Here is a 25,023-nt window from a genome sequence, read left to right on the forward strand (position 1 = left end):
TGACCTCTCCACCTCCAGTAGATCTTCGGCGTGGGTAGCCTTGGCTCCTCCGGGCGGGGGCTCCTCCGGGGTGGTGCGGCGGTCGGTGATCTGCGGTCGACACCCGTCGTACGCTGGGAGTTTGGAGCCGGTAGTCCCGGGAATGGGCCGCGTGTCGATGTCTTCGATGCCTCGGTCCTCCTTGTCCCGGAGGCGGGGGTGGACGGGGGCCGTGCACCGGCCATGAGCCCAGACGCCATGAGCCCAGACGAGGACAGGACCGCCCGTCGCCGGGTGGGCCGCGGGGGACTGGCGGCGGTGCTGCCCGGCGTGCTGGACGAGTTCGGGACGCTGCTGGGGCATAGTCCGGAGCGGGTCTCCGGTGTGCGGCGGACCGACGACGGCTGGTCGGTGCTGGCCGACGTCGTCGAGTTGGAGCGCATCCCGTCCACCACGAGCGTGCTCGCCACCTACCGGCTGGACGTCGACAGGGAGGGGAACCTCGTCGGTTACGAGCGGCTGCGGAGGTTCGTCCGTGGCGCCACCGACTGACCGCCACCGACTGACGAGGTTGCCGCGTGAGGTCGCCCATCGCGACAGCAGGAACCGGGCAGGGCCATGACCGTCGACCGCAGCCTCTTCGCCGGGCCGCCTCGTGCCCGGCCCTGGGGTGGTTCGCGTCCGGACTCGCTGGCCGACGTGTTGGAAAGGGTCCTCGACAAGGGGGTTGTGATCGTCGGAGACGTGGTCGTCAGCGTCCTGGACGTCGAGCTGCTCACCCTGAAGCTGCGGCTGTTCATCGCTTCGGCGGACACGGCGCGGGAGATGGGCCTGGACTGGTGGACCGTGGACCCCTTCTTCAACTCCCGGGCGCGATCTTTGGAGGAGGAGAACAGGAGGTTGCGGTCGCGGCTGGCCGAGGTCGAGCCCGCCGACGGGCGGTGGCCCGGGCGGACCGAAGACCACCCTGAGCGGATCGCCGACCGTCCCGCGCAGATCGCGAATCGTGCCGGGGAGGGTGTGGACGAGCCGACGGACCGGGATCCGGCGGATGCGGTCGAGCGGCTCTTCGACGGGGCCGGCCGGCCTGGCTGGCGCAGGGGGGATCGGCCTTGACGGGGTATCGGCCGCCGAGGAACGGGACACGAGGGAGTAGCGGCCATGAGCACGACGGCCGGGGCTGAGGATCTCACGGCCCTCGCCCGGCGACTCGCGCCTGAGATCGTCGAGGAGGCCGTCCGAGAGGCCCGCGAACTCGCCCGACATCAGATCGTCGAGTGCCTCGCCCGTGAGATCACCCGGGTGGTGATGGAGGGCATCCGGCCGGCCGTGACCCCGCCCCGGGACCTTCCTCCCGTTCCGGTCTCGCGGTCGGGGTCGGTCTCGCGGTCGGGGTCGGTCTCGCGGTCGGAGTCCGTCTCGGAGTCCGTTCCGGAGTCCGTTCCGGAGTCGACCGTCGAAACTGTGGGCGCGGTCGGGCCCGGCGTCCGGCCGTCCTCGCGCGCGTCCCGGACCGACCGCGGTCTTTACGCATACGGCATCATCCCCGCGGCGAGCGACACCGCCGGAATCGAGGGGCTGGGCGCCGGCACCGAGGTGGACGCGATCGCCTGCGGGCCGTTGTCACTCGCCGTCTCGGAGGTCGAGTTGAGCCTGCTGCGTGACCTCGAGGAGGACGTCTCCGACACCGGTCGCCTCGCCGTGCTGGCCCGCCGGCACGATCAGGTGCTGTGGGAGCTGCTGGAACGCGGCGGTGTGCTGCCGCTGCGGTTCGGCACGGTGCTCGCCGACCCGGAGCAGGCCCGGGCCATCCTCGACGACCAGGTACGGGACCTGCTCCGGATGCTGGACGCCGTCCGGGACGCCCGTGAGTGGGGATTCCGGGTGGATTCGCCTGTCCACCACCCGGCGAAGACCGTGCCCACGGTGGGTGTGGGTGGGCGGGCCGGCTCGGCAACCGGCTCGGGAACGGCCTATCTTGCCGAGCGGCGCCGGGAGCTGCAGGCGGAGCGGGACCGGCGTGACGAGATCGCGGCGATGGTCGATCGGGCGGATCGGGAGCTGGCTGCGCACACGCGGGATGACGCCCGTCGGCACACCGGTCGGCCGGGGCGGATGTTCGACTGCGCGTACCTCGTGCCGCGTTCGGAGGAGGAGGCTTTCCTCACCACGGCGACCGTGCTGACGCGGGAGCTGGACGCGGCGGGGTGCCCCGCCGAGGTGACGGGTCCCTGGCCACCCTACTCGTTTGTCCATATCACGCTGGGTGGTGACCAGCGCCTGGGTGGCACCTTCGACGGTCACGAGGATTCGCCCGGCGGTGGAGCGCCGGTGGTTGACCGGGTGCGCACCACTGACCGGGTGCGCACCGCCGATCGGGTCCAGGGTCCTGCCGGAGGACGGAATGGTGCTATCGGAGGACGGCATGGTGGCGGCGATGACTGAGCTCGGCGAGGTGCCGGTTCCCCGGGGGGCCGTGCCGGGACGGGGCGCTGTGCGGGGGCAGGGTGCTTCGGTGGGCCGGGGGGCCGGCACCGCCCAACCGATCGCCGATCTCCTCGACCGGCTGGTGGACCGCGGCGTGGTGATCAGTGGGGATGTCGTGGTCGCGCTGGCCGGCGTCGACCTGCTCCGGCTCGATCTGCGCGCCCTGCTGATCGGTGTGCAGACAGCCGTGGAGGGCGGCCGGGAGGCGGGATGGTGAGTACTACCAGGAACCCCCGGCGGACGCTGCGATTGGACGCGGATCCCCAGGACGTCGGTCGCGGTCTCGCGCATCTCGTCGTCGTCCTCGAGTCGCTGCGGGAGCTCCTGGAACGGCAGGCGATCCGCCGGATGGACGGTGGCGACCTCACCGCCGAGCAGATCGACGAGCTGGGGTGCGCGCTGATCGAGATCCGTGCCAGCCTGGAGAAGGTGCGCATGTCGCTGGGCGTGAGCCCCGAGGAGACCGAGCAGGCACTACGGCGGGCCCGTCACCTCGTCGATCCCGGGCCGGGGATCGACCCGACCGCCCCCGACGCGTCGAGGGCCCGCTCCGCCTCCTCCGCGTACGAAGAACGATGGAAGAAGGCGAGGACAGCGCCATGAGCGTCTCCAGTCAGTCCATGAACCGGGCTCCGAAGCCCAGCAGCCTGGCCGATGTCCTCGACGTCGTGCTCGACAAGGGCATCGTCATCGACGCCTACGTGCGGGTCGCGCTGGTCGGAATCGAGATCCTCACGGTCGACGCCCGGGTCGTCATCGCGAGCGTGGACACTTACCTCCGGTTCGCCGAGGCGGTGAACCGGCTGGACATCGCGCCCAAGGAGCAGGTCTCGGGCCTGCCCGGACTCATGCATGAGGTCACCGACGGCACCGCGAGGCAGAAGTCGAAGGGGGCGCTCGAGGGATTGAAGGACACCGCCGAGGAGGTGGTGGGCTCGCTGCGTGGCGGATCGTCCGAGGAGCACGCCCGGCGGGATCTGCCGGCCGGGCGCAGTGCGCCGGGCGACCGCCGCCGCGGCCGAGAAGGATGATCGCCATGTCCGTCATCATCTATGGCATCACGCGGTCCGGGCATCCGGCGCCGACGCCACCGCCGCCCGGCATCGGACACCCCCCGGGGCAGGTGCACCTGGTGCGGTTCGGGCCGTTGGCGGCGGCGGTCAGCGTCACCGCGGATGTCGGGATTCTGGGCGAGTCCGAGGCTGTGCGTCATCTGGACATCCTGCAGCGACTTCTCGCCGGAGGCCCCGTGCTGCCGCTGCGGTTCGGGACCGTCGCCCCCGACGAGGCGGCCGTGTGCCGTGAAGTCCTCGCCCCGCTCGCCGACGAGATGCCCGATCGGCTCGATGCGCTCGAAGGGCTGGTGGAGCTGTATCTCGACGTGGAGGAGGACGAGCGGTCCGCCCTCACCGAGGTACTGCCGGGCAGCCCGTTCGTCGGGGTCACGCCGCCCGCGGATCTCGACGCGCGGATCAGGCTGGGTCAGCAGGTGGCCGACCTGGTCATCGCCCGCCGGCAGCGTCAGGCCGATGCGATCCTCGACCTGCTGCGTCCGCTGGCGCTATCCGACCGGCCACGGCGCCCGCACGGCGGCGCGGAGGACCCGGTGCTCAGCTGGGCGTTTCTGCTGTGCGACGACGCCGTGGACGCGTTCGACGCCGCCGTCGCCGATCTCCGTCGCACCTGTCCGTACTTCACGATCGAATACGTCGGCCCACTTCCCGCCATCGACTTCGCCGAGGGCCCCACGGGTCCGCCCGGAGCCGGTGACACGGCGGACGCCGACGCCTTTGGGGGGACCGGCAGATGGGGTTGGAGCTCGGACTCCGACATCTGGGAAGGGAATGATTAACTATGAGCAGTGCGAAGATCGCTGCGGCGCTCGTCGGCGGCTATGTCCTCGGCCGGACCAAGAAAGCCAAGATGGCGATCGGAGTCGGGCTCTGGCTGACCGGGCGCAACTATCACGCCAAGGACATCGTCCGTGATCAGACAGTGAAACTGCTGCATTCCGCGGAGGCGGAGGAGCTGCTCGCCCAGGTCCGCGGACCTGTGCTGGAGGCCGGTCGGCGCGCGGCACTGTCGGTGTACGAGGCCCGGGCGGGTCGGCTCACCGAGAACCTCCACCAGCGTACGGGTCGGCTCACCGAGGGCCTGGCCGAGGCGGGTGACGTCGCCAAGGCGGCGACGGGAGCGGTCACCGAGGAGGTGACCAAGGGTGCGACCGGGGTCGCCGAGGGGGCGGCGGAGACCACCGAGGGGGTGACCAAGGGTGCGACCGGGGTCGCCGAGGGGGCGGCGGGAGCGGTCACCGAGGGGGTGACCGGGGCCGTCAAAGGGGTGACCGGGGCCGTGCCGGAGGTCGCCGCACCCGGCCGGGGCGAAGGAGAGGGCGAGAAGCTGGCGCCCGCCGCGGCGGAATCCGAGGAGGGCACCTCGGGCGGGCAGACCGAGCAGCGTGGGCAGACCGAGCAGCGTGGGCAGACCGAGCAGCGTGGGCAGGCGGAGCAGACCGAGCAGGGCGAGCGGTCGGAGCAACGGGCGGCCGGTGAGGGAGCGGCGCCCGAGGCTGTGGCGCAGTCCGGTGCGCAACGCCGTTCTTCGCCCGGACGTTCGGCGGGGCCGCGCCGCGCCGCGCGTGGCCGGCAGAACGTCACCTCCGAGCGGTGACATCCGAGGGACGGTCCGATCGACGAGGAGCGGAGATGACGCAGACGACAGAGCGGCCGACGACGAAGCCACCGGCGCAGGGTTTTCTCGGTGCCCTGCGTGACAGCCCGGCGACCAAGAGCCTGCTCGACGAGACGAAGAACTTGGCGAAGGCGGGTGGGGCGCACCTGGTCGGCAGGACGGCGCAGCGGCTCACCTCGAGCACGGAGAAACTCCACGGGCTGGCCGAGAGGAACGGCAAGGAGGGTAAGCTTTCCCCGCTCGCCGAGGGCGTCCAGCGGCTGGTCAAGGGGGAACCGCCGACGAAGACGGCCTTCAGGACCGCGGCCTCGGCGATGCGCGAGAAGGCGAAGGGGGCGCTGAAGATCGGCCGCGGGAAGCGCGGCGGCAAGAGCGGGCCACTCAAAGCCACGAACATCGAGGAGACGGTGGACGTCGGTGTCCCGGTGTCCGTCGCCTACGACCAGTGGACGCAGTTCCCGGATTTCGCCCGTTTCATGAAGGGCGTGGAGGCGGTGGAAGCGAAGAGCGAGACCGAGCAGAACTGGCGGGTCAAGGTCTTCAAGTCCCGACGCAGCTGGAAGGCGACCATCCAAGAGCAGATCCCGGACCGGCGGATCGCTTGGACGTCCGAGGGCGGAAAGGGCTCCACCAGGGGCGCCGTCACTTTTCATCCGCTCGCTGACGACCTCACCCGGATCCTGCTGACCATAGAATACTATCCCAGCGGGTTCGTCGAGAGGACGGGGAATATCTGGCGTGCCGGCGGCCGGCGGGCCCGCCTCGATCTCAAGCATTTCCGCCGGTTCATCATGATGCAGGGCAAGGCAACCGGGTCGTGGCGAGGCGAGATTCGCGACGGCAAAGTGGTGGCACAGCCCGAGGAGTCGGGGGCCGGCCACGAGAGAGAGGGCGGCGACCGTTCCCAGCGAGCCGAGCAGGCCCAAGCCGAACGCGCCGAGCAGGCCGAGGCCGAGCGGGCCGAGGAAAAAGGGAGTGCCGAGCAGGAAGGGGGCGCCGAGCAGGAAGGGGGCGCCGAGCAGGCCGAGCAGGCCGAAACCGCGCGGCGGTGAGTATGGCGAGGGTGCGCGGGTTCCTGCGATTGTCCGGGCGCGGGTGACCCGAAACGGGGTAGCGTCGGCATCATGGCCGCGGGACGCCTGGTCGGGATCTACACCACGCCGATCCGGGGTACCCGGAGGCGGGCCTGTGAGGCTGTTCGAGTGATCGAGGGTCACGGCCTCGAAGGCGACCGCTACGCCATCGGCACCGGGACCTACTCCGCGCGCGGTGGCGCCGGTCGTGCCGTCACGCTGATCGAGCGTGAGGTCATCGCCGCCGTGGCCGCGGATGCCGGGGTGGCTCTGGCCGAGTGGGAGACCAGGCGAAACCTGGTGACGGAGGGCGTCGCGCTACTCGACCTTGTCGGGCGGACCTTCCGCATCGACGACGTTGTCCTGCTCGGTGCCCGGCCCTGCCCACCGTGCTCCTACCTCGAACAGCTCACCCGCCCCGGGGTCTGGAGCGCGCTACGCGACCGGGGTGGCCTGCGCGCCGACGTCGTGCGTGGCGGCACCGTCCGGATCGGCGCGACGATCATCATCCCGCACCGGGAGGCCGAGTCCGTCGACGCGGTCGCGCCGGATCACGCGGTTGTGTCGGGTGCGCCCGCCCCGACCGGTGGAGGATAGCGCCACGCATCCGGGTCAGTACCGCCAGGCGGGATCCCGGTGTAACCGGGCTGGTTCTTCAGTAGCCCGACGCGGGCGGCCACGCCGAGACTGTAGACCAGCGCCCGGACGCGGGCGTCGATCTCGTCGCGGATCGACCGGATCTCCTCGAGCGCGCACTCCGCCGGATCATCCAGTTTCCAGGTGAGGTAGCGCGTGTCGGGGTAGCTGGGAACGGCGTCGTCGCATCCCATGTTGATGACGACGATGGAGTCGCGGACCATCTCGTTGGTCAGTCGCTTCGGGGACTCCCGGGACAGGTCGATGCCTACCTCGGCCATGACGGTGACGACTCCCGGGTGGATGGCCGGGGCCGGGGCGGTGCCGGCGGATCGGGCGCGGAACAGGCCACGACCATGTCGGTCGAGCAGAGCGGCGCCTATCTGAGAACGGCCCGCGTTGTGAACGCAGACGAACAGCACTTCGGGCGGACGAGCCACGAACGCTCCTGGTCGGCCGTGCTGGAACGGTGGGATAACGGGTTGCCGGGGGGCGTCGGAATGTATTTTCTTCGGATCTGGATGTCGGGTCGCGATGTCAGGTGTTTGTTTGAATGTTGATGTTCGCGGGCTTCCGCTATAGCGGGTGTTGGGTATGCCTTGGTGAGGCATCGTCGAACACGGTTTCGCCGGGTGTGGCATCGCGGACTGTGATTTCATGGGCCGGATGTTCGCGGACTGCGAGTCTTGCCGACGTGACCATCGCCGACCGCGAACGTCGCCGGTCATTGTCAACAACATTCTGATAACACTGATGTAGTCGTTCGAGTCAGCCGTGGGTTGCCAGTGGCATACTCCCACGGGTGTCACCGGGTGCTCCCCGCGGGGATGGGTACGGTGCTCCCCAAGGGGATGGGTACGGTGCTGGGCACACCGCGGCCGAGATCTACGCGGACTTCGTCCGCCGGGACGGTCCCGGTCGGAACTTCTCGGCCGTCATCACCGCCATCCGCGAGGGCGCCCTGGGTGCCCGCCACGACGGGGAAACCGCAGGAGGAAACCGCAGGACCGTACTCGGGGCTCGGGGCATCGGGCGGGGGTCAGCGCCGCATCAGCAACGAGCCGCCCAGGAGATACGACCCGACCATCTCGAAGTTCGTCGGCGCCAGGGTGATGTGCGCGACCACGGTGTGGATGTCGCGGAAGCAGCGGTCGAGCCGGCCGGCCGCGCCCAGGGCCCTGGTGCCGGCCAGGCCGTGCAGGGTGTCCACGGCCTTCAGGGTGTTTTCGCCGACGGCGGCGGCGGCGAGCCGGATCAGGGCGCTGAGCTTCTCCCCGCCGATGAGGCGGGCACTCGCGTGGCCGGCCGCATCGTCGAGCAGCAGTTCGCCCGCTCTGACCAGGGCCGCAGCGCGGGCGATGCCGGCCTGAACGGTGTGGCTGGACGCCAGCGTCTCCGTCCCGCGGGCAGGAACCGCGCTGACCGCCAGCCCCGGGAAGGCGCTCAGCGCGTCCTGGGCGATGCCGAGCGCTGTTGACGCGGTCGTGAACGGGCCGAAGTCGTAGTACGCGATGGGGTAGCCGCGCGAGGGCCGGGCCGCGGGCAGCCGGCGCAGCAGCCCGCCGTCGACGGTGTGCTCCTCGGGGACGAAGAGGTCGTCGACAGTGAAGCTGACGCTCCCGGTGCCGCGCAGCCCTATCGTGAACCAGTCGTCGGTGAAACGGGCGGCATCCCGCGGAACGAACATCATCCGGGTTGTGGGCGGGGTCGGGGCCGACGAGTCCGCCATACTTCCCGCGGCTACCTCGCCGGCCGCGCTGGTTTCGGTGACGAGTGAGGCGCACACCAGCCAGTCGGCGTGGGTGGAGCCGCTGGCGAAGGACCACCGACCGCGTACCCGGTGACCGCCGGGGACGGCCTCGGCGTGGCCCGACGGGTTGATCCCACCGACGACGAGACCATCGCTCTCCCGGAACATCCGGCCGGCCGTCTGCTCCGGGAGGTAGTCCGACATCCGGCCGATAACGCCCTGGACCCCCATCTGCCAGGCGACGGAGGCGTCGATCCGGGCGAGCGCCTGGAGCACCGCGGAACCGGTCCGGACACTCACCCCGCCACCGCCGAAGGCCGGGGAGACCCACATCCGGTGGATGTTCTGCTCACGCAGGGCGTCGATGACGTCGGGCGGCGTCATTCTCTCCTGTTCGGCCTGTTCACGGTGCTGGACCAGGACCGGGGCGACTTTCTCGACCCGGGCGAGCCAGTGCCTGGTCTCGTCGTCGGGGTGGGCGGGGCCTGGCCAGAACATGTCACGCATCCACTCTGATCAACCGCCTGATCTACTGACGGCAAAGCTCCGACTGAAACCGCATCTACGGATAGATCATAGCAATTTCTACGTAGATACGGATCGCGAAAGCGCTAAGGGGCCGTGAGAGCGGCCCAGATGACCAGGGTTTCCCCGGCTCCCCGGCTCTGCGGCTCTGCGCGTGACTTCATCCGAGCGGTCGGCGCCCGGGTTCCTCGCGAGGGTTACCCGGAAGAGGTGGTCTGGGCGGGACGCGGTGCGGCAGGCGGTGCGGGACGCCACGCACAGTTCACTTTTTCGCTTCCGGAACGGGGGCCGACGGCTGCCCGGAACCTGCACTGTGATGGTCGACGTCGGGGGACTGCGGCCATACGGACAGTGACAGGAGGGCCGGGCGAGATGGCAGAGGAACGCGTGCCGAACCGACGGGACGTGCTGGCCCGAGCGACGGTGGCGTCACTGGCGGCCGCCGCCGGCACCGCCGTAGGGGTTCCGGCGGCGCGGGTCGCGGACCGGGCCCCGGGCCAGGTGCGGGGTGGCCGGCCCACGTTCACCTCCGGCGTGCAGTCCGGCGATGTCACCGCGGACAGCGCGGTGGTGTGGGCACGGGCCGATCGGCCGGCGGCGCTCGCGGTCGACGTGGCAGCCACCGAGACGTTCACCGCCGCCCGGCGGGTCGGCGTCGTCCGGGTGGGCGCGGCGACCGACTTCACCACCCGGACTTCGCGATTTGCTCCGGGGACACCGTGTACGCGGACGGGCCGCTCCTCCCGACGGTTCCGTTCGCGGACGGCTCGCTGTGGCGCAACCTCGTCGTCCCGGAGAAGTCCAAGGTCGCCGAGACCCTCGCGGAGTACCGCGGCAACTACCGGTACAACCTGCTCGACGCAAACCTGCTCGCGTTCAACCGCGAGGTGCCGTGGGTGTTCCAGTGGGACGACCACGAGACGCTCAACAACTGGTATCCCAGTGAGATTCTTGACGATTCCCGGTACAGCGAGAAACGGGTGGACGTCCTCGCGGCGCGTTCGCGGCAGGCGTTCCTGGAGTACACCCCGTTCATTCCCGGTCGGGCCGGCCCGGGCGGGAGGATCTACCGCAGGATCTCCTACGGCCCGCTGCTCGACGTCTTCGTCCTGGACCTGCGCTCGTTCAAGAACCCGAATCCCGACGGCCAGGAGGATCCCGCCGGCGTGGCGATCCTCGGCCGCCACCAGAGCGAGTGGCTGCTGGCCGGGCTCGCCGCCAGCCGCGCCACCTGGAAGGTGGTCGCCGCCGATCTCCCGCTCGGGCTGCTGGTGCCGGACAACCCGAGCGGCGTGGAGGCGGTGGGGCAGGGCCGGCCGGGTGCCCCCCTGGGGCGCGAGGTGGAAATCGCGGACCTCCTCGCCGGCCTCCGCCGGCACCGGGTCCGCAATGTGGTCTGGGTGACTGCTGACGTCCATTACACGGCGGCGCACCACTACCCACCCGGACCGGGCCGCCTTCACCGATTTCGCCCCGTTCTGGGAGTTCGTCTCCGGGCCGTTGAACGCCGGAACGTTCGGCCCGAACACGCTCGACCCCACCTTCGGCCCCGAGGCTATTTTCGTGAAGGCCCCTCCGGCGGGTCAGTCCAACCTGCCGCCCTCGGCCGGTCTGCAGTTCTTCGGCCGCGTGCACCTCGATCCCGGTGGCGGGCTCACCGTGGAGCTGCGGGACTCCGGCGGTGCGGTGCTCTGGTCGACCACGCTCGCCGCCGCCTGACCGGCCGCAGCCCCGGGCAATCTGCTCGGGCCGGCTGGCCGTCGTCACCCCAGCCACCCCGGGAGGACATCAACCGGCCCGGGTCCGTAGCCGACTCCGGCTACGGACCCGGATCCGTGTCTGCGGTCAGCTGATGGTCCGGCTGACCCGGACGAACAGGTGGTGGAAGCTGGCGATGCCACCGAACAGGCCGCCGATCTCCAGCACCTGGACGCGGGCCAGCGCGTCGGCGGTCGTGGTGTCCGAGGACGGCAGGTTGGCGAGGGCCTTGGCGAACGCCTCGTCGAAGCTGAGTGCGGGTGACAGTCCGATGGCCTCTTCCGCCCCTGGCTCGGTCCCCGCCTCCGCCTCCGGCGCGGCGGTCCGGTGAGCGCTCCCGCGAACGGTGTCGACGTAGCCGGCCAGTTCCTTGCCGCAGGGCTCGATGTCGACCTGGTCGGTGCCGTCGGCGTGATGGACGGTGATCCGGGGTTGATCCTCGGGGTAGCGAACCATCTCGGCGTAGCGGTATGGCGTGACCACCTGCGGGAAGACGCCGGGCCGCGCGCGGCGCTCGAGGTCGAACTGTTGCGGGAAGATGCGCACCCTGCTCTCGGCGATGTCGACGTCGAATCCGGGCGTGGGCAGGTCGCCTTCGGCGACGATCAGCACGTACGGCCCTTCGCGGAAAGCACTTATTCTGGTCCGACTGGCCAGTTCACGACGACTCATGGCTTCTCCTAACGGCGGAGGAATGGGTCCGGAAGTGGTTCCCCTCGATGGCATTCTCGTACGTCGTGGGGCCGGACGGCTGCCGTTGCCCGTATAGCCGACAGGCCCGGGTCCGAGCCCGAGCGGGGTACCGGTACATTCGCCTGTAAAAGGATAACGGGTCCTGACGTCAACCATGCCGTTCGCGGGCAGGTACCGGTTCGCGAGCGTGGAACCCGGCGGGGGGGTGACGGGCATGGGTGACATTCTGGTCGGGACAGCTTCCTGGACGGACCCGACGCTGCTGAGGTCCGGATGGTACCCACCGGAGGTCACCAGCGCCGAGCAGCGGCTGCGCTACTATGCCCGGCAGTTCCCGCTGGTCGAGGTCGACTCCACCTACTACGCGCCGCCGGCGGAGCGGACGGTGCGGACGTGGGCGACGCGCACCCCGGCCGACTTCACCTTCAATGTCAAGGCTTTCTCGCTGCTCACGGGGCATCCGACTCGCCCGGGCGCGCTGTACAGGGACCTGCGCGACGTTGTCGGGCCGGATCGGAGGAACCTCTACGAATTCGTAATGAAGTAATTAATGCAAGCCAATATGCGTCTTCGCAGGTCACGGGCTCGCGAGGACCCCGAAGTGAACAAGTTATTTCATTCCGAATCCTACGTCCGCGACCTGGACGCCAACGTCGTCGACGAGGTGTGGGAGCGGTTCCTCACCGCGCTGGCACTGCTCACCGAGGCCGGCAAGCTCGGCGCCCTGTTCTTCCAGTTCCCGCAGTGGTTTCCGATCAGCGCCGCGAACAAGCGCTACATCCTGGAGTGCCAGCGCCGGTGCCGGCCGGTGCGGATCTGCGTGGAATTCCGTAACCACACCTGGATGGACGAACGCAACCGTGAGAAGACACTCGATTTCCTCGCCTCTCAGGCGATTCCGTACGTGTGCGTCGACATTCCCCAGGGCTATCCGAATTCGATTCCGCCGGTGCTCGCCGCGACTGCCGATCTCGCGGTTGTCCGGTTCCACGGTCACAGCGAGCGGTGGACGAGCAAGGACATCCACGAACGCTTCGGCTACCGCTACAGCGAGGACGAACTGCGCGCATGGGCCCCGAGGATCCGGGAGCTGGCGAACGGCGTCGCCACGACCCACGTCCTCATGAACAACTGCTATGCCGACTATGCGCAGCGCAACGCCAGACAGTTGGCCGACCTGCTGGCCCGGCTCGACTCTCGCGAGAACCGTGGTCGTCGGAGGGACGAACAGAGTTCCCGTTTACGTCCCAGAGTCGGTGGCAGGGCGTCACGCTCGTTGGCCGACTTGTCCCAATCCGGAGCCGTTGGGGAGCCGATCGGTTACGATCCGCCTGGGTTGTAGGGCGGGAGGTGATCCAGTTTGGCGGAGCCGGGAACGTCGGCGCACTATGAGCGCCTCGCCGACGCGTACGACCAGAACTGGACCTACAGCGACGCCTTCCTCGACTGGATGGCCCGGGAGATGGCCGGGGCGCTCACCCTGACCTCCCACGATCGGATCATCGACGTCGGGTGCGGGACGGGACTGTACACCCGCCGGGTTTTCGAGATCGTCCGGCCGTTGACGCCGATCCTGTGCGCCGACCCGTCCGAGGGGATGCTGAGCCAGCTGCCTTCGGATCCCGGTCTTCGCCCGGTGCACGCCTCGGCGGAGCAGCTCGTCGGCGCGGCCAGCCCCGACGCGACGACGGCCGTCGAGCCCGGTTCGCTCGACGTGGTGATGATCAAAGAGCCGATCCACCACGTGGCCCCCGCCGACCGCCCGCGGGTCATCGCCGGGCTCACCGACGGCGGCCGCTTCCTCATCGTGATGTTGCCGACCCGGATCTCGTACCCGCTGTTCGTCGCGGCCCTGGAGCGGTTCGAGGAGCTGCAGCCGGACCCTGCCGACATCGCGGACCACATGCGCGATGCGGGCCTGACCGCGAGTCTTACGTACCGCGACTACCCGTTGAGCATCCCGAAGGACCGGTACCTGGCGATGGTGCGCAGTCGGTACATGTCATTGCTCTCGACGTTCGAGGATGACTAGATCGAAGCAGGCGTGGCCGAGATCGACGCCTGCCATCCGGAACCGGTGCTGTTCTTTCCCGACCGGTTCGCCTTCGTGCTCGGTACCCGGAGGAGGACCGTCTCGTGACCGAGACCGTCGATGACCGTCTTCATCGGCTGCAGGGCGAGCTCAACGGTCATGATCGGATCGCGCGATATCTTGGTCTCGACTTCACCCGGCCGATCAAGTCGTTGGGTGACGGCTACCCAGAGAACACCGTCTCGCTCATCGGGAAGATCGCCGAACGGCTGCTGAAGCAGCTGTGGACCCATCATGAGGTTCCGGGCGACCCGTCCGGCAAGGCGCTGAACGATCTGATCAAAGGTTGCCGGCCGCATATCCGCAGCACCAACGTCATCAACGCGTTCACCGACATCCAGCGGCTTCGGAACCGCTCGTCGCATGACGGTTATGAGATCGCCGAGGAGGACGGCCTTCTCGCCGTGCGCCGGCTCTTGGACGTCTTGGACTGGTTCACCAGCACCGGTGTCACCGCGATCATCGGTGACGCGCCCAGCCTTGATCTGCTAGTCGAGCGGAAGGCCGAGTTCCTCTCGGGCCTATACGCGACGCTGGGGTACAAGGCGATCAAGCGGTTCGAACTGTCCGAGAGCACCGTCTACCAGCTTTTCTGCCGGCAGATCGGGTTGCAGGCCGAGTATGTGGAGATCATGCTCAGTCGCAGCCTGGAAGAGCTGAACCAGCTTCTCACCACGACCGGCGGCGAGATCCTCAGTACCCAGCTCCCGAAGCACACCCGGTTCCTGATCGTCGAGGACGAGCCGTCCGAGGATGTGGCGCCGTTCGCGGACGGTGAGATCCGCATCGTGGCCTACGAGCGGTTTGTGGAGAGGATCGTCGACGTACCGTCGCACCTGTCCGCCCTGACGGTCAGCTACCCGGAGACGAGACCCCGTGACGGAGAGCCGCTCAGGATCGCCGGGGATGTGCTGGAAGCGGACCAGCACACCGGCGAGATGACGGTCACCGAGACGTCCGACGCCGGGGAGATCTTGCGCCGCCTCGTGAGAACCTCGGCGAACATCCTCGTCATCGGTGGTCCGGGCAGCGGGAAGACGACGCTGCTGAAGCAGCTCGCGGCGGACGGTTCGGAACCCGCACGGCATCGCTACCGCTTCTACCTGGACATGAGCCTGAAGGAACCCGAGGAGGAGTTCGGTGACTTTGTCACCCGGACCCTCAACCCGTACATGACGGTTCCGCGGAACCGGGTCTTCGACGTCTTCCTGTACCTGATCCGGGCCGGCTCCGTGCTGTGCGTGCTCGACGCGATCGATGAGGCGGTGCCGAACACGAGCCTGGAGGCGTTCCTCGGTGTGTTCTCCGACGTCTCGCAGGCGCTGTCGGCGGAGTCGACGGTCGTGATGTCGTCCCGCTACTCGTTTCTCGCCGACTCGCCCGAGGTCCGCCGGCTGCTGAACAGCTCGTCGCTGATCTCGGAGCAGCTCGTCCAGCAGCTGCACGCGAACGGCGTCGATCCGCTGGAGCTTCCGCAGTTCAGCGTGGTCCGGCTCGGTGACCTGAAGCTGCACGCGGACGAGCGGGTCTACTCGGTCTCGCCGCTGGAACTGCGGCTTGCTCAGCAGACCGGCCAGCTCGCGCGGAGGCCCGCCGCGGATGCGGCCAGGCACCTCGTGGACCTGGTGCCGGCCCGCATCGGGCAGATCCTGAACACCGCCGGGCTCGCCGATCTCCGGCCCAGGCTGGAGAGTTACTTCGGCCCGGCATTCCTGGCCGATCAGGCGGTGTTCACTCTGGCGGACCTCTGCACCCACGTCGGCATCGAATGCTTCGCCGAGGGACGGGTCACGCTGGAGACGTTCCTGCTCGCGCCCCTGTTCCGCCCGGCCGGCGCCGGCACGGTGGCGTTGGTGCACACCGTTTTCCAGGAGTATTTCGCCGCGCGCTACCTGCGGACCGCGGCCGGACGGGAAGCCGCGGGCAGCAACGCCGAACCGATTCTGACCGAGCAGGTCCGGGAGTTCCTCGTCCACCTCGGCGCCGAGACGATCCCCGCGCCCCCGCGGACGCTCCCGGCAGCGACGGACCTGGTCGGGCCGAGCCACCGCCTCCTCCTCCGAAAGATCGAGAAGCCGGTGCTGTTCGACGAGTTCCCCGTGACGGTCGGGCGGTACAAGGCGTTTCTCGCCGCGGTCGCCGAGCAGGGCTGCGCGCAGTGGGATCATCCGGGCGCTCCGTCAGGCCACACCCACGAACCATGGCGGGAACGCTTGCGGAACCCGGAGTACTTCACCGATCCGGCGTACGACAACTACCCGGCGAACTGCGTCAACTGGTGGAGTGCCTACGCCTTCGCCCGCTTCGAGGGCAAGCGGCTGCCGACCTGCGTCGAGTGGGAGGCCGCCGCCCGGGGCACGGACGGCCGGCTGTTCCCCTGGGGAGACGACGTCGACCTGGCCGCGGTCAACTGCGCCGACGCGTGGAGCGGCCGGCCGTTGGTGACCTACGAGGTCTGGAAGCAGGAGATCGACGGTGGCCGGTTGCGGGACTGCGCCCCGACTCCGGTGACCGATCATGCGGCGAACCTGTCCCCGTTCGGGGTGCACGGCATGTCCGGCAACGTGTGGGAATGGACCGAGACCGTGTTCGACGGGATCAACTCTGCGGTGATCTGCGGTGGCTCCTACGACAACCCGTACCGGGCGGTGCAGACCTCGTCGAAGGCCCTGTACCTACGCCGGGGCAGCAGTAACGCCGTCGGGTTCCGCTGCGTGCGGGAGGTCGCGTGACCATGACCGGCGTGCCGGACAGCGGGCAGCGGTTCGGCCGGATCGTCGATCGCCAACCGCTGGGCAGCGGACCCCACCGGGTCACCGCGACCTACCTGGTTCGCGACGACGAGACCGGCGAGATCCACGGCTTCGACTACAGCGACATCGTCACCGAAGGATTCCGCACGATCATCGTCGGGGAGCGTGTGCGTTTCGAGGTCGCCCCGTCCACCGGCCGAGCCCATTTCGTGATCAGACTGGACCTTCCGGAGGTCGACGAATTCTACCGGTAGACCGTCCGGGACGGCATTCCTTCGTGGTCGTCTGTCCCGCCTTCCTCACCGGCATCCCGGACTGGCCGGAAGGTCCGCTGCCGTTACGCCACAAGGAAATCGAAGCGACCACCGCCGCGCGCAGCACCTATTTCAGCGCCGCCTGCGCACGCATCCTCTACGGCACGCCTGACCGGCCGAGCCGCTGGCAGCGCACCGCACCCACCGGCGAGACGAACAACCCGATCTTCGGTACGGAGATCCTCCTACCCGACCCGGACCGGCCGGACCGCGCCTTCGTCATCGTCCATGTCCGCGTCCATGTCCACGTCCAGACCGGCGGGTCCGAGCTCCTCGACGTCCTGCGCGCCGTCGCCGGCCGGCGCGGCAGTGCGACCCCACCCCCCGACCTCGGCTCGGCGCTGCCCACCTGGGCCCGCCTGGCGCCGTCGGCCCGAGGGTTCACGATCGCGTTCCTGACCTTCCCCACCCTTCCCGAAGCCGACCCGCCGCGACCCGCTGACGCCGTCCGAATCGACTCCTGGTCGACCGCGGACACCTGGCTGTGGCATCTCGCGTCCCGTACCGCCAACGCCGACTACCCACCGGATCCCGACCACGCCGACCAGCTCCTCGACGGACGAGTGATCCTCTCCGCCGACTGGCGCGGGCTCGTCACCCGGGACGGCGCCGCCTTTCTCGGTCTACGCCCCGACGACGGCGCCGACGATGCGTTCTTCGGCTTCGCCCAGCTCTACGCCCACACCACCTACCTCGACGCGGTCCTGATCGGCATGATCCAGAACGCGGCCATCACCGAGATGATCGACGAGGCGGCCCGCGCGTTCGAAGCCCAGGACCTCACGCGTCATCTCGCCCGTCTCGAAGAACGGGCCGCCCGATTCCGCAACATCTACTGGCTCCGGGACGCCAGCGCCCACGGCCCGGCGAACGACATCCTCACCGCTTACCAGGCACAGCACCATCTGCCCGAGCGGTTCGACGCCGTGCTCACCGAGATCGTCGACCTGAACCGGATCGCCCAGACCCAGGAGGGGCAGCAGGTCGGCGCGGCGCTCGGCGTCCTCACCGTCGTCGGCCTGCCCTTCGGCGCCGCCTTCGCGGTACTCCAGGTCCTCGGCGCGAACTCGGCGCGAGACCTCCTCATCGGCGTGCTCGCCGCGCTCGCCGGCTCCGGCGCCCTGCTCCTCACCCGGTTCGGCCGGCTCCTGTTCCGCTCTCTCCGGCAACCGGAGTAACGGGCTCACGAAGGAGAGCGGAACCTCGGCCACGCCTCGGAAAGGGGCGCTCCGTCGCCAGCGCATCGGGACGGCGGCGGAGCTTGATAGTGTGACCGCACAGTTGACTGGACGGCCACGGCGTTTTTCATCGAACTTCCACCGGATCTGCTTTCGAGCCAGCCAGCCATCCTGTCTCGCGATAGCCCGGCGTGGGACCATCGCCATGCCGGCGTGTCGTGGGCCGCGCAATCCGTTGTCAGTATCGCCATGCTGGCAGATTGGGTGATCTCGCGTTTCCGGCCCGCCAGCATGACGACAGAGGAGACCTGGTGAAGGCAGTCGTCCAGGAGCGGTTCGGCCCGCCGGACATCCTGCAGCTGACCGATGTCGGCATGCCCGAACTCGGGCCGGATGACGTACTGGTTCGGGTGCGGGCCGCCGCGCTGAACCCGTACGACTGGCACATGGTGCGAGGCGACCCGCTCGTCGCGCGACTCATGCCCGGAATGGGACTGACCAGGCCGAAGCACCGTGTGGCCGGGATCGACGCGTCGGGCGTCGTGGAGGCGGTCGGCGCGAACGTGCACGTGCTACGACCCGGCGACGAGGTGCTCGGCTTCTGCCCAGGCGCATTCGCCGAGTACGCCCGCGCCCCGGCGGACACGGTGGTACCCAAGCCGGCCGGCCTGACCTTCGAGCAGGCGGCGGCGCTCCCGATCGCCGCGACCACCGCCTTGCGGGGGATCCGCGACATGGGTGGGGTCCAGGCCGGGCACCTGGTACTCGTCAACGGGGCCGCCGGCGGCGTCGGTACATACGCCATCCAGATCGCGGCCGCGCTCGGCGCGGAAGTCACCGGGGTGTGCAGCACCCGCAACGTCGAACTGGTCCGCGCGCTCGGCGCCACACACGTCATCGACTACACCACCGATGACTTCACCGACGCGCACGCCCACTACGACGTGATCCTCGACAACGTCGGCAACCGGCCACTGAGCCGGCTGCGCCGGGCGCTGACCCCGACGGGAACCTTCGTGCTCAATGCCGGCGGTTCACCCGGCCACGTCGTCGGGGCGGTCGGCTGGATGCTCCGCGCGATCGTGGTCAACGGCTTCGTCCGGCAGCGGCTCCGACCGCTGCCCACCCGTCAGGATCAGGCGGAGCTACTCACCCTCACCCGGCTCGTCGAGGACGGGAAGCTCACGTCGGTCATCGACCGGACGTACCCACTGGTCGACGTCGCCGAAGGTCTGCGCTATCTGGAACGCGGGCACGCTCGCGGCAAGGTCGTCGTCACCACGGCATGAGCGGCTCTTCGCGGTACGGCGGATTCCGTGTGTCGCCGCGGAACCGCAGCACCACCGACTGGGTCGGGCTGGCCTGATGTGTCGGCAGGCTGGTGACCAGGTAGGCGACCTCGGTCTCGGTGGCTTTCACCCCGCGGCCGACCAGCCAGCGGGCGGTCTCGGTCTGGGTGTGCAGAGCATCCGCCTGACCGGCATCGGCGGCCCATTCGCCGATCGCGGTGAACGACCGCGCGTCAGCGAGCACCGCGCACGTCGCCAGGGTCAGCACCACGGCCAGGCTGTGCCGTCTACCTCGGGGTTTCCGCGGGTCCGGGACCCGGCCGAAGACCGCCAGCAGACCCGTCACCGACGACGGATGGTGATGATCGTCGGCGACGGCGGCAGCCAGCTGATCGAGAGCAGGGGCAGGCGGCGATACTGGGACGGCGGGCACGACACCTCGGGTCGATCATGACGGCGTAGGAACCTCCACGATCTCCAGGTGGCGTGCCCGTACCCCTGAAGCCCCGTACCCGGCGTCAGCCTCTCGCTGCACAGTCCCACCAGAAACCCCAGCCAGCACCGATCACCTGCGCGTCAGCAAACTTGCCGAGGCGTGTGCCATGAACGACGAAGGAGTGCTGATGGGAGGGTAGGGCGTGCTCTGGAGTTGATGCTGCGCGAGAGATGAAGGTATGGCCCTTCGGAGTCGCCCTTCGGGGGGAGGCTTCAAACCACCACATGCTGTGTTGACTGAAGACCGTCGTGGTGAGCGATGTGGAAAAGGCGCCGGAGAGGCGTCAGCTGGGGACCAGGAAGATGAGTGAACCCGAACCGCTGTTGACGTGTCGTAACAAAATAGGTGACATCGAAACCGTGGCATGCTTCGGGCTGCGGGAAGAGCCTGGCGGATACCCGACTACTGGCCAGGTGGTGTCCGGCATGGAGGCGGCATGAGCCTGGTCTGCGGGTCTCGCGTGGAATATGGGAAGGCGCTGACCTGGGTGTTTCCGGCCTGTCGCATACGGCAGGCAGAACCTCGGGGAGGCGCTGGCGGACCGGCCTGTAGTAGCGGTGAATCCTCTGTAATGGAGGGGGAGCTAAGGGGCCGGGTCATCTATGGTTTGTTCGTCCGGTCAACCGGGGTGAGTCTCCGGGAGGAGCTGCATGAGCGAGCTGAAGTCACCGGCGAAGCCGTTTGACATTTCGAAGTGGGAAGTGTGGGAGGCCTATCAGCGAGTGAAAGCGAACAAAGGCGCACCGGGTGTGGACGGTGTCACGCTGGAGGCGTTCGAGAAGGACCTGAAGGGAAACCTTTACAAGGTCTGGAACCGAATGTCGTCCGGGAGCTACCTCCCGCCACCGGTGCTCGCTGTGGAGATACCGAAACCGCAGGGGGACGGGGTCAGAACACTCGGTGTGCCCACGGTCGCGGATCGGGTCGCCCAGACGGTGGTAGCCCGCAGGCTGGAGAGGAAGGTCGAGCAGATCTTCCATCCGGACTCCTACGGCTACCGGCCACGACGGTCGGCGTTGGACGCGATCGCGGCATGCCGGCAGCGGTGCTGGAAGTACGACTGAGTCGTCGATCTTGATGTCCAGGCGTTCTTCGACAGTGTCCGCTGGGACCTCGTGGTCAAGGCGGTGGAAGCCTACAGCGTCGCCCCGTGGGCCGTGCTGTATGTGAAGCGGTGGCTCCAGGCACCGCTTCAGCTATCCGACGGGAGCCTGCGGATGCGGGACCGGGGGACCCCACAGGGGTCTCCGGTCTCGCCCGTGCTGGCGAACCTGTTCCTGCACTACGCCCTCGACACGTGGATGACCCGGACTTTCCCGGATGTCCCGTTCGAGCGCTACGCCGACGACGCGGTGCTCCACTGCGTCAGCGAACGCCAAGCCCACCAGGCGGTCGAGGACAGGATGGCTGAGGTCGGGCTGCGGCTGCACCCGGCCAAGACCAGAATCGTGTACTGCAAGGACGCCAACCGGCGGCTCGACCACGAGCACACCGCGTTCACGTTCCTCGGGTACACTTTCCGTGCCCGCGCGGCGCGTGGCAGGAACGGGCGGCTCTTCGCCTCGTTCCAGCCCGCGATCAGCAGGCAGGCCCTGACCACGCTCGGCCGGCAGGTCCGCCGCTGGCGCCTGCACCGCCGCAGCGACGTCACGCTCGCCGACCTCGCCCGGACGATCAACCCGGTCGTCCGGGGTTGGATGGCGTACTACGGGGCGTTCTACCGCTCCGCGCTGTCCGTTCTCTTCACGCGCATCAACTCCTACCTGGTGCGTTGGATCCGCAAGAAGTACAAGCGGCTGCGACCCGTGAGGAAGGCATCAGCCGCCTGGCAACGAGCAGTCACGGGCTCCCCGGGCCTGTTTGCGCACTGGCGGTGGGTCCCGACCTTCCGGTGACCAGGGTGACAGGAGCCGTGTGACGGGAGACCGTCACGCACGGTTCTGCGAGAGCCGGGAGGTAAAATTCCTCCCGGCTACTCGACCCTGCTATCAGGCCGCTTCCGCCGCTTCCATCGCTTCCGTCAAGTCGGCCACCGTTCTGGCGAAGGCCGCAGCCCCCAGAGGGAACTCACGCTGATCGGTCCAGCAGGCTGTGACGTTCCAGTAGGCGTTACATGCGGCCAGGTAGGGCGCGAGGGCGGTCAGGCCTTTGTGGGGGAGAGCGGGAAAGAAGCCGAAGCCGAAGGCGAAGCTGGAAGCTTCGAAGGCGGCGTTGCCGGTGACATTGTTGGGGTTCCTCGTAGCAGCGTCGGCGTACTGCCGTAGTTCCCCGGGGGTAACGATCTGCGAATTGATGCGGCCCGAGAGGGAGTTCGCCGACACTGGTGCCTTATAGCTGGGTTGATAGGAGGAGCGCATGGCCTAAATTCTACGAGTAGTCCAGGGCGCCTGCAAGGCATCTCGTGCTTTCGTGAATATTTCGCTCCTGAACCGTCCCGGTCTCTAAAAAACTCGGGGCGGTGCATTTTTCGTTTTTTGCTCATTATGAGAATCTGCCGACCATAGCAATATGTTATGCCGCCCACTGCTAAGGAGAAATTCGGAGCGGACACGGTCCCGACCAGCGCGTTCAACCCGCGGACCAGCAGCGACCGTACCGTGATTTTGGTGTGGCCGAACGCCGCGCCCTGCTTGCCTGGCCCGTAGACCCGCCGCTGGCAGGAGCGGAACCAGCACTCGAGGCCGACGATTCCGTCGGGCTCGTTCGTGGGGATATTCGTGACTATAGAAGCTGACCGCGAGGGCGTGGTCGGCCACGCCCTCGGGAGCCAGCGTCAGCTGGCCCTGCCCCGCCAGGGACCGGAGCCGTCGGCGCCGTCCCGCCCGCTTCGTGGCCGGCTTCCGCGACGACCCGGTGCTGCGTATACCCGTCACCTGACGGGTGTCTTTCGTCTGGGATGTCGTGTTGGTGTGGTGGCCCCTATTCTCCCTGCGCGACAGGCACCCGTTCACGTCCCACGGGTCAACAGTCGACCACCATCCCCGCCCTACTGGCGGATCTAGGTCTGAACGCCTCCGTAACGGTCCAGCCGCGGACTATTACGGAAGACAGCAGCACCCAGGCGTAGACCGGATCACGGCGACGCCGCCGCGGCCCGGAACGCCGAACAACCGGTCACCTAAGAGCGATCGTGAGGTTGGGTGTGGTGGCCACGCGGACGTCGTCCATGGTGACGCCGGGCGCGGTCTCCCGCAGGATCAGGCCGATGCCGGGCTCGATGTCGATCACTGCCAGGTCGGTGATGACGCGATGCACACAGGCCTGTCCGGTCAGCGGCAGCGTGCACTCGTCGAGGAGCTTGTGGCTGCCGTCCCGGGCAACATGCTCCATCATCACGACGACTCGCCGGGCACCGTGGACTAGGTCCATGGCGCCGCCCATGCCCTTGACCATCTTTCCGGGGATCATCCAGTTGGAGAGGTCCCCGGCGGCGGACACCTGCATAGCACCCAGGATTGCGACGTCGACGTGCCCGCCGCGGATCATGCCGAATGACGTCGCTGAGTCGAAGGTGCTGGCTCCGCGCAGGAGCGTGACGGTCTGTTTGCCCGCATTGATCAGATCGGGGTCGACCTCGTCGTCGTAGGGGAAGGGGCCGACGCCGAGGAGTCCGTTCTCGCTGTGCAAGATGACCGTGACACAGGGTGGGAGATGGTTCGCTACCAGGGTCGGCAGGCCGATGCCCAGATTGACGTACTGGCCGTCGGTCAGCTCGGCGGCCACCTGCTTGGCCATCTGCTCGCGGGTCCAGCTCATCGGGAACTCACCGTCCTCTTCTCGATCCGCTTTTCGGTGGTGGGGACGTGGACGACGCGCTGCACGAAGATGCCGGGGGTGTGGATTTCGGCCGGGTCGAGCTCGCCGGGTTCGACGAGCTCCTCCACCTCGGCGATCGTCACCCTGCCCGCGGTGGCGCACAACGGGTTGAAGTTCGCGGCGCTCCCCCGGTATATGAGGTTGCCATGCCGGTCGCCCTTCCAAGCATGGACCAACGCGAACTGGCAAACGATCGCCCGCTCCAGCACATAGCGGACCCCGTCGAATTCCCGGGTCTCCTTCGACGGCGACGGGAGCGCAACGCCACCGGCCCCGTCATACCGCCACGGCAGACCGCCGTCGGCAACCTGGGTCCCCACCCCCGCCGGAGTGTAGAAAGCCGGGATCCCCGCCCCGCCGGCCCGCAGCCGTTCGGCCAGCGTCCCCTGGGGAATGAGCTCGACCTCCAATTCCCCGCCGAGGAACTGCCGCTCGAACTCCCTGTTCTCCCCCACATAGGATCCGATCAGGCGATGGATGCGGCCGGCGTCCAGGAGCACACCCAGCCCCCAGCCGTCGACCCCACAGTTGTTACTGACAATTTCGAGATCGGTAACATTGGCGTTCCGCAACGCCTCGATCAGCGTGCTCGGGATGCCGCACACCCCGAACCCACCCACCGCCAACGATGCTCCGTCACGGATATCGTCGATCGCCTTAGCTGCACTTGGGACGACTTTGTCCACTGTTCGCCCACCCCTTCTCTTGCCGCCGATCCCGCGTTGGCGTGCAGGAACACGACCGACATTCGATCATTCCGATCTTCGTCCCGGGCCCGATCGCTGAATCGACCAGCAGGAAGACCGACGGATAGTGCGCGCCGGCTCAAATCGGTGCGGTCAGCGTGTGCGCCCGTCATGACAGAATTCCTACCTGCCGTCCAGCGGTGGCCGCGATGGGGCGACGGTCGCACCTTCCGGCGATTCCGCGGGCCGGACTCGCCTCCACGTCAGGCGTGGGACCCGGATGTCCGAGGCGTCCTCGTCCTCCTGCGCCGGGCAAGACAGTGTCAACGTGTCCCCTTGCAGCGTGAAATCACGAACCAGGTCCTCTCCGATCCACCTGGGAACAGATGCTGCCCGCACCCGGTGAATGACCTGCCTGCCAGTTAGGTGGTAAGACCCGCAGTACCCAAAGAACGAGGTGCTCATGGAGATCGACTCGACATCGACACGCGATCCATCCCTGCGTTCAGGGACCGCGGTGCCATCCCGCGGGTCGCATATGTGCACGGACATGTAGCCGTCTTCCCGGTAGACCAGTAGGCCGCCCGGGTAGGCACCCATGGGCCTCTCGAGAACATTTCCGTTACGGTTGGTGATGTCGAACGAGTCGAGCCGCCACACTCCCAGAGCGTTCGGCAGGAAACCACGCGCATCGGGGTGGCCCAATGGATCCGAGCTGCCTGTGCTGCTCATGATTATTCCACTTCTCTCTCACGCGCTGGTCGTAGATCTTCCGACCGGTAGTCCTTGCCGCCCTTCGAAAACGTT

The 25,023-nt window shown here is 68.3% G+C and carries 28 protein-coding genes and 2 pseudogenes; 22 read left to right on the forward strand and 8 right to left on the reverse strand.

What is annotated here, in order from left to right; all coding sequences use genetic code 11:
* Positions 1-237: 237 nt before the first annotated feature.
* The 10 genes from AC08OT_RS05765 to AC08OT_RS05810 all read left to right on the forward strand — a co-directional run bounded on the left by AC08OT_RS05765 (position 238) and on the right by AC08OT_RS05810 (position 6,827).
* The gene (locus AC08OT_RS05765; RefSeq protein ID WP_462186865.1) at positions 238-531 is read left to right on the forward strand and encodes a gas vesicle protein GvpO; all 294 of its coding nucleotides are present in this window, start codon (positions 238-240) and stop codon (positions 529-531) included.
* Positions 532-597: 66 nt separating this feature from the next.
* Positions 598-1,095, forward strand: a complete 498-nt coding sequence (locus tag AC08OT_RS05770; protein ID WP_476593761.1) for a gas vesicle protein — start codon at positions 598-600, stop codon at positions 1,093-1,095.
* Between the two features lie 45 nt (positions 1,096-1,140).
* A complete protein-coding gene (locus tag AC08OT_RS05775; protein ID WP_476593760.1) occupies positions 1,141-2,424 on the forward strand; it encodes a GvpL/GvpF family gas vesicle protein in 1,284 nt (427 codons plus the stop codon).
* Positions 2,417-2,683: a gas vesicle protein gene (locus tag AC08OT_RS05780; RefSeq protein WP_476602606.1), complete on the forward strand. Its 267-nt coding sequence runs from the start codon at positions 2,417-2,419 to the stop codon at positions 2,681-2,683. The genes AC08OT_RS05775 and AC08OT_RS05780 overlap by 8 nt, the downstream gene beginning before the upstream one ends.
* Positions 2,677-3,069 (forward strand): gas vesicle protein K, encoded by a 393-nt coding sequence (locus tag AC08OT_RS05785; protein WP_476602601.1) that lies wholly within the window; start codon positions 2,677-2,679, stop codon positions 3,067-3,069. Before AC08OT_RS05780 ends, AC08OT_RS05785 begins: the two co-directional genes overlap by 7 nt.
* Positions 3,066-3,497: a gas vesicle structural protein GvpA gene (locus tag AC08OT_RS05790; RefSeq protein ID WP_476602602.1), complete on the forward strand. Its 432-nt coding sequence runs from the start codon at positions 3,066-3,068 to the stop codon at positions 3,495-3,497. Before AC08OT_RS05785 ends, AC08OT_RS05790 begins: the two co-directional genes overlap by 4 nt.
* Positions 3,498-3,502: 5 nt before the next feature.
* Positions 3,503-4,318 carry a GvpL/GvpF family gas vesicle protein gene (locus AC08OT_RS05795; RefSeq protein ID WP_476602603.1) on the forward strand — a complete coding sequence of 272 codons (816 nt, stop codon included), beginning with the start codon at positions 3,503-3,505 and terminating at the stop codon, positions 4,316-4,318.
* Between the two features lie 2 nt (positions 4,319-4,320).
* A complete protein-coding gene (locus AC08OT_RS05800) occupies positions 4,321-5,136 on the forward strand; it encodes a hypothetical protein (protein ID WP_476602604.1) in 816 nt (271 codons plus the stop codon).
* A gap of 35 nt (positions 5,137-5,171) precedes the next feature.
* A complete protein-coding gene (locus tag AC08OT_RS05805) occupies positions 5,172-6,209 on the forward strand; it encodes an SRPBCC family protein (RefSeq protein WP_476592499.1) in 1,038 nt (345 codons plus the stop codon).
* 72 nt (positions 6,210-6,281) lie between these two features.
* A complete protein-coding gene (locus AC08OT_RS05810; protein ID WP_476592498.1) occupies positions 6,282-6,827 on the forward strand; it encodes an MOSC domain-containing protein in 546 nt (181 codons plus the stop codon).
* On the opposite strand, the gene AC08OT_RS05815 is transcribed toward AC08OT_RS05810, so the two are convergent.
* Positions 6,782-7,306 (reverse strand): arsenate reductase ArsC, encoded by a 525-nt coding sequence (locus tag AC08OT_RS05815; RefSeq protein ID WP_476592497.1) that lies wholly within the window; start codon positions 7,304-7,306, stop codon positions 6,782-6,784. The two genes, AC08OT_RS05810 and AC08OT_RS05815, sit on opposite strands and share 46 nt — an antisense overlap.
* A 599-nt stretch (positions 7,307-7,905) precedes the next feature.
* A complete protein-coding gene (locus AC08OT_RS05820) occupies positions 7,906-9,114 on the reverse strand; it encodes an acyl-CoA dehydrogenase family protein (protein WP_476595648.1) in 1,209 nt (402 codons plus the stop codon).
* A 399-nt stretch (positions 9,115-9,513) separates the two neighbouring features.
* Between AC08OT_RS05820 and AC08OT_RS05825 the strand changes: the two are divergent.
* Positions 9,514-9,825 (forward strand): annotated as a pseudogene (locus tag AC08OT_RS05825) (PhoD-like phosphatase N-terminal domain-containing protein); the annotation flags it as partial.
* Positions 9,826-9,860: 35 nt separating this feature from the next.
* Positions 9,861-10,994, forward strand: a complete 1,134-nt coding sequence (locus tag AC08OT_RS05830; RefSeq protein WP_476592495.1) for an alkaline phosphatase D family protein — start codon at positions 9,861-9,863, stop codon at positions 10,992-10,994.
* Here the strand turns inward: AC08OT_RS05830 and AC08OT_RS05835 are convergent.
* Entirely contained in the window at positions 10,987-11,571 is a 585-nt protein-coding gene (locus AC08OT_RS05835; RefSeq protein ID WP_476592494.1) for a hypothetical protein, read from the reverse strand. The two genes, AC08OT_RS05830 and AC08OT_RS05835, sit on opposite strands and share 8 nt — an antisense overlap.
* Positions 11,572-11,806: 235 nt before the next feature.
* Here AC08OT_RS05835 and AC08OT_RS05840 point away from each other — a divergent pair, with 235 nt between their 5' ends.
* The 7 genes from AC08OT_RS05840 (at position 11,807) to AC08OT_RS05870 (ending at position 19,218) form a co-directional block, all read left to right on the forward strand.
* The gene (locus AC08OT_RS05840; protein ID WP_476592493.1) at positions 11,807-12,139 is read left to right on the forward strand and encodes a DUF72 domain-containing protein; all 333 of its coding nucleotides are present in this window, start codon (positions 11,807-11,809) and stop codon (positions 12,137-12,139) included.
* 54 nt (positions 12,140-12,193) lie between these two features.
* Positions 12,194-12,934: a DUF72 domain-containing protein gene (locus AC08OT_RS05845; RefSeq protein WP_476592492.1), complete on the forward strand. Its 741-nt coding sequence runs from the start codon at positions 12,194-12,196 to the stop codon at positions 12,932-12,934.
* Between the two features lie 18 nt (positions 12,935-12,952).
* Entirely contained in the window at positions 12,953-13,624 is a 672-nt protein-coding gene (locus AC08OT_RS05850) for a class I SAM-dependent methyltransferase (protein ID WP_476592491.1), read from the forward strand.
* 104 nt (positions 13,625-13,728) lie between these two features.
* Complete coding sequence (locus AC08OT_RS05855; RefSeq protein WP_476592490.1) at positions 13,729-16,416, forward strand: SUMF1/EgtB/PvdO family nonheme iron enzyme; 2,688 nt, start codon at positions 13,729-13,731, stop codon at positions 16,414-16,416.
* Positions 16,417-16,418: 2 nt separating this feature from the next.
* Positions 16,419-16,691, forward strand: coding sequence for a hypothetical protein (locus AC08OT_RS05860; RefSeq protein WP_462188237.1), 273 nt, complete (start codon positions 16,419-16,421; stop codon positions 16,689-16,691).
* Between the two features lie 23 nt (positions 16,692-16,714).
* Positions 16,715-17,929 (forward strand): hypothetical protein, encoded by a 1,215-nt coding sequence (locus tag AC08OT_RS05865; protein ID WP_476592489.1) that lies wholly within the window; start codon positions 16,715-16,717, stop codon positions 17,927-17,929.
* Between the two features lie 311 nt (positions 17,930-18,240).
* A complete protein-coding gene (locus AC08OT_RS05870; protein WP_476592488.1) occupies positions 18,241-19,218 on the forward strand; it encodes an NAD(P)-dependent alcohol dehydrogenase in 978 nt (325 codons plus the stop codon).
* On the opposite strand, the gene AC08OT_RS05875 is transcribed toward AC08OT_RS05870, so the two are convergent.
* Positions 19,205-19,651 (reverse strand): transposase family protein, encoded by a 447-nt coding sequence (locus tag AC08OT_RS05875; protein ID WP_476592487.1) that lies wholly within the window; start codon positions 19,649-19,651, stop codon positions 19,205-19,207. The genes AC08OT_RS05870 and AC08OT_RS05875 overlap by 14 nt on opposite strands.
* Before the next feature lie 713 nt (positions 19,652-20,364).
* Between AC08OT_RS05875 and AC08OT_RS05880 the strand changes: the two genes are divergently transcribed.
* The 3 genes and pseudogenes from AC08OT_RS05880 to AC08OT_RS05890 all read left to right on the forward strand — a co-directional run bounded on the left by AC08OT_RS05880 (position 20,365) and on the right by AC08OT_RS05890 (position 21,609).
* Positions 20,365-20,778: a hypothetical protein gene (locus AC08OT_RS05880; protein WP_476592486.1), complete on the forward strand. Its 414-nt coding sequence runs from the start codon at positions 20,365-20,367 to the stop codon at positions 20,776-20,778.
* 15 nt (positions 20,779-20,793) lie between these two features.
* Positions 20,794-21,222, forward strand: a pseudogene (locus AC08OT_RS05885) (reverse transcriptase domain-containing protein); the annotation flags it as partial.
* An 84-nt stretch (positions 21,223-21,306) separates the two neighbouring features.
* Positions 21,307-21,609: a group II intron maturase-specific domain-containing protein gene (locus AC08OT_RS05890; RefSeq protein ID WP_476595655.1), complete on the forward strand. Its 303-nt coding sequence runs from the start codon at positions 21,307-21,309 to the stop codon at positions 21,607-21,609.
* 93 nt (positions 21,610-21,702) lie between these two features.
* Here AC08OT_RS05890 and AC08OT_RS05895 read toward each other — a convergent pair whose 3' ends face one another.
* From AC08OT_RS05895 to AC08OT_RS05910, 4 genes are all read right to left on the reverse strand, one after another.
* Positions 21,703-22,071: a hypothetical protein gene (locus tag AC08OT_RS05895; RefSeq protein ID WP_476602605.1), complete on the reverse strand. Its 369-nt coding sequence runs from the start codon at positions 22,069-22,071 to the stop codon at positions 21,703-21,705.
* 757 nt (positions 22,072-22,828) lie between these two features.
* Positions 22,829-23,470: a CoA transferase subunit B gene (locus AC08OT_RS05900; RefSeq protein ID WP_476592484.1), complete on the reverse strand. Its 642-nt coding sequence runs from the start codon at positions 23,468-23,470 to the stop codon at positions 22,829-22,831.
* On the reverse strand, positions 23,467-24,216 hold the full coding sequence (locus AC08OT_RS05905; protein WP_476592483.1) for a CoA transferase subunit A: 750 nt from the start codon (positions 24,214-24,216) through the stop codon (positions 23,467-23,469). The genes AC08OT_RS05900 and AC08OT_RS05905 overlap by 4 nt, the downstream gene beginning before the upstream one ends.
* 183 nt (positions 24,217-24,399) lie before the next feature.
* Positions 24,400-24,948 (reverse strand): lipocalin-like domain-containing protein, encoded by a 549-nt coding sequence (locus tag AC08OT_RS05910; RefSeq protein ID WP_476592482.1) that lies wholly within the window; start codon positions 24,946-24,948, stop codon positions 24,400-24,402.
* Between the last annotated feature and the right edge of the window lie 75 nt (positions 24,949-25,023).

Source organism: Frankia sp. CgJB1 (genome assembly GCF_977947065.1).

Coding starts and splice junctions, on each gene's coding strand:
- AC08OT_RS05765 (WP_462186865.1), top strand. CDS start 238: ATGAGCCCAGACGAGGACAGGACCGCCCGTCGCCGGGTGGGCCGCGGG.
- AC08OT_RS05770 (WP_476593761.1), top strand. CDS start 598: ATGACCGTCGACCGCAGCCTCTTCGCCGGGCCGCCTCGTGCCCGGCCC.
- AC08OT_RS05775 (WP_476593760.1), top strand. CDS start 1,141: ATGAGCACGACGGCCGGGGCTGAGGATCTCACGGCCCTCGCCCGGCGA.
- AC08OT_RS05780 (WP_476602606.1), top strand. CDS start 2,417: ATGACTGAGCTCGGCGAGGTGCCGGTTCCCCGGGGGGCCGTGCCGGGA.
- AC08OT_RS05785 (WP_476602601.1), top strand. CDS start 2,677: ATGGTGAGTACTACCAGGAACCCCCGGCGGACGCTGCGATTGGACGCG.
- AC08OT_RS05790 (WP_476602602.1), top strand. CDS start 3,066: ATGAGCGTCTCCAGTCAGTCCATGAACCGGGCTCCGAAGCCCAGCAGC.
- AC08OT_RS05795 (WP_476602603.1), top strand. CDS start 3,503: ATGTCCGTCATCATCTATGGCATCACGCGGTCCGGGCATCCGGCGCCG.
- AC08OT_RS05800 (WP_476602604.1), top strand. CDS start 4,321: ATGAGCAGTGCGAAGATCGCTGCGGCGCTCGTCGGCGGCTATGTCCTC.
- AC08OT_RS05805 (WP_476592499.1), top strand. CDS start 5,172: ATGACGCAGACGACAGAGCGGCCGACGACGAAGCCACCGGCGCAGGGT.
- AC08OT_RS05810 (WP_476592498.1), top strand. CDS start 6,282: ATGGCCGCGGGACGCCTGGTCGGGATCTACACCACGCCGATCCGGGGT.
- AC08OT_RS05820 (WP_476595648.1), bottom strand. CDS start 9,114: ATGTTCTGGCCAGGCCCCGCCCACCCCGACGACGAGACCAGGCACTGG.
- AC08OT_RS05835 (WP_476592494.1), bottom strand. CDS start 11,571: ATGAGTCGTCGTGAACTGGCCAGTCGGACCAGAATAAGTGCTTTCCGC.
- AC08OT_RS05840 (WP_476592493.1), top strand. CDS start 11,807: ATGGGTGACATTCTGGTCGGGACAGCTTCCTGGACGGACCCGACGCTG.
- AC08OT_RS05860 (WP_462188237.1), top strand. CDS start 16,419: ATGACCGGCGTGCCGGACAGCGGGCAGCGGTTCGGCCGGATCGTCGAT.
- AC08OT_RS05880 (WP_476592486.1), top strand. CDS start 20,365: ATGAGCGAGCTGAAGTCACCGGCGAAGCCGTTTGACATTTCGAAGTGG.
- AC08OT_RS05895 (WP_476602605.1), bottom strand. CDS start 22,071: ATGCGCTCCTCCTATCAACCCAGCTATAAGGCACCAGTGTCGGCGAAC.
- AC08OT_RS05900 (WP_476592484.1), bottom strand. CDS start 23,470: ATGAGCTGGACCCGCGAGCAGATGGCCAAGCAGGTGGCCGCCGAGCTG.
- AC08OT_RS05910 (WP_476592482.1), bottom strand. CDS start 24,948: ATGAGCAGCACAGGCAGCTCGGATCCATTGGGCCACCCCGATGCGCGT.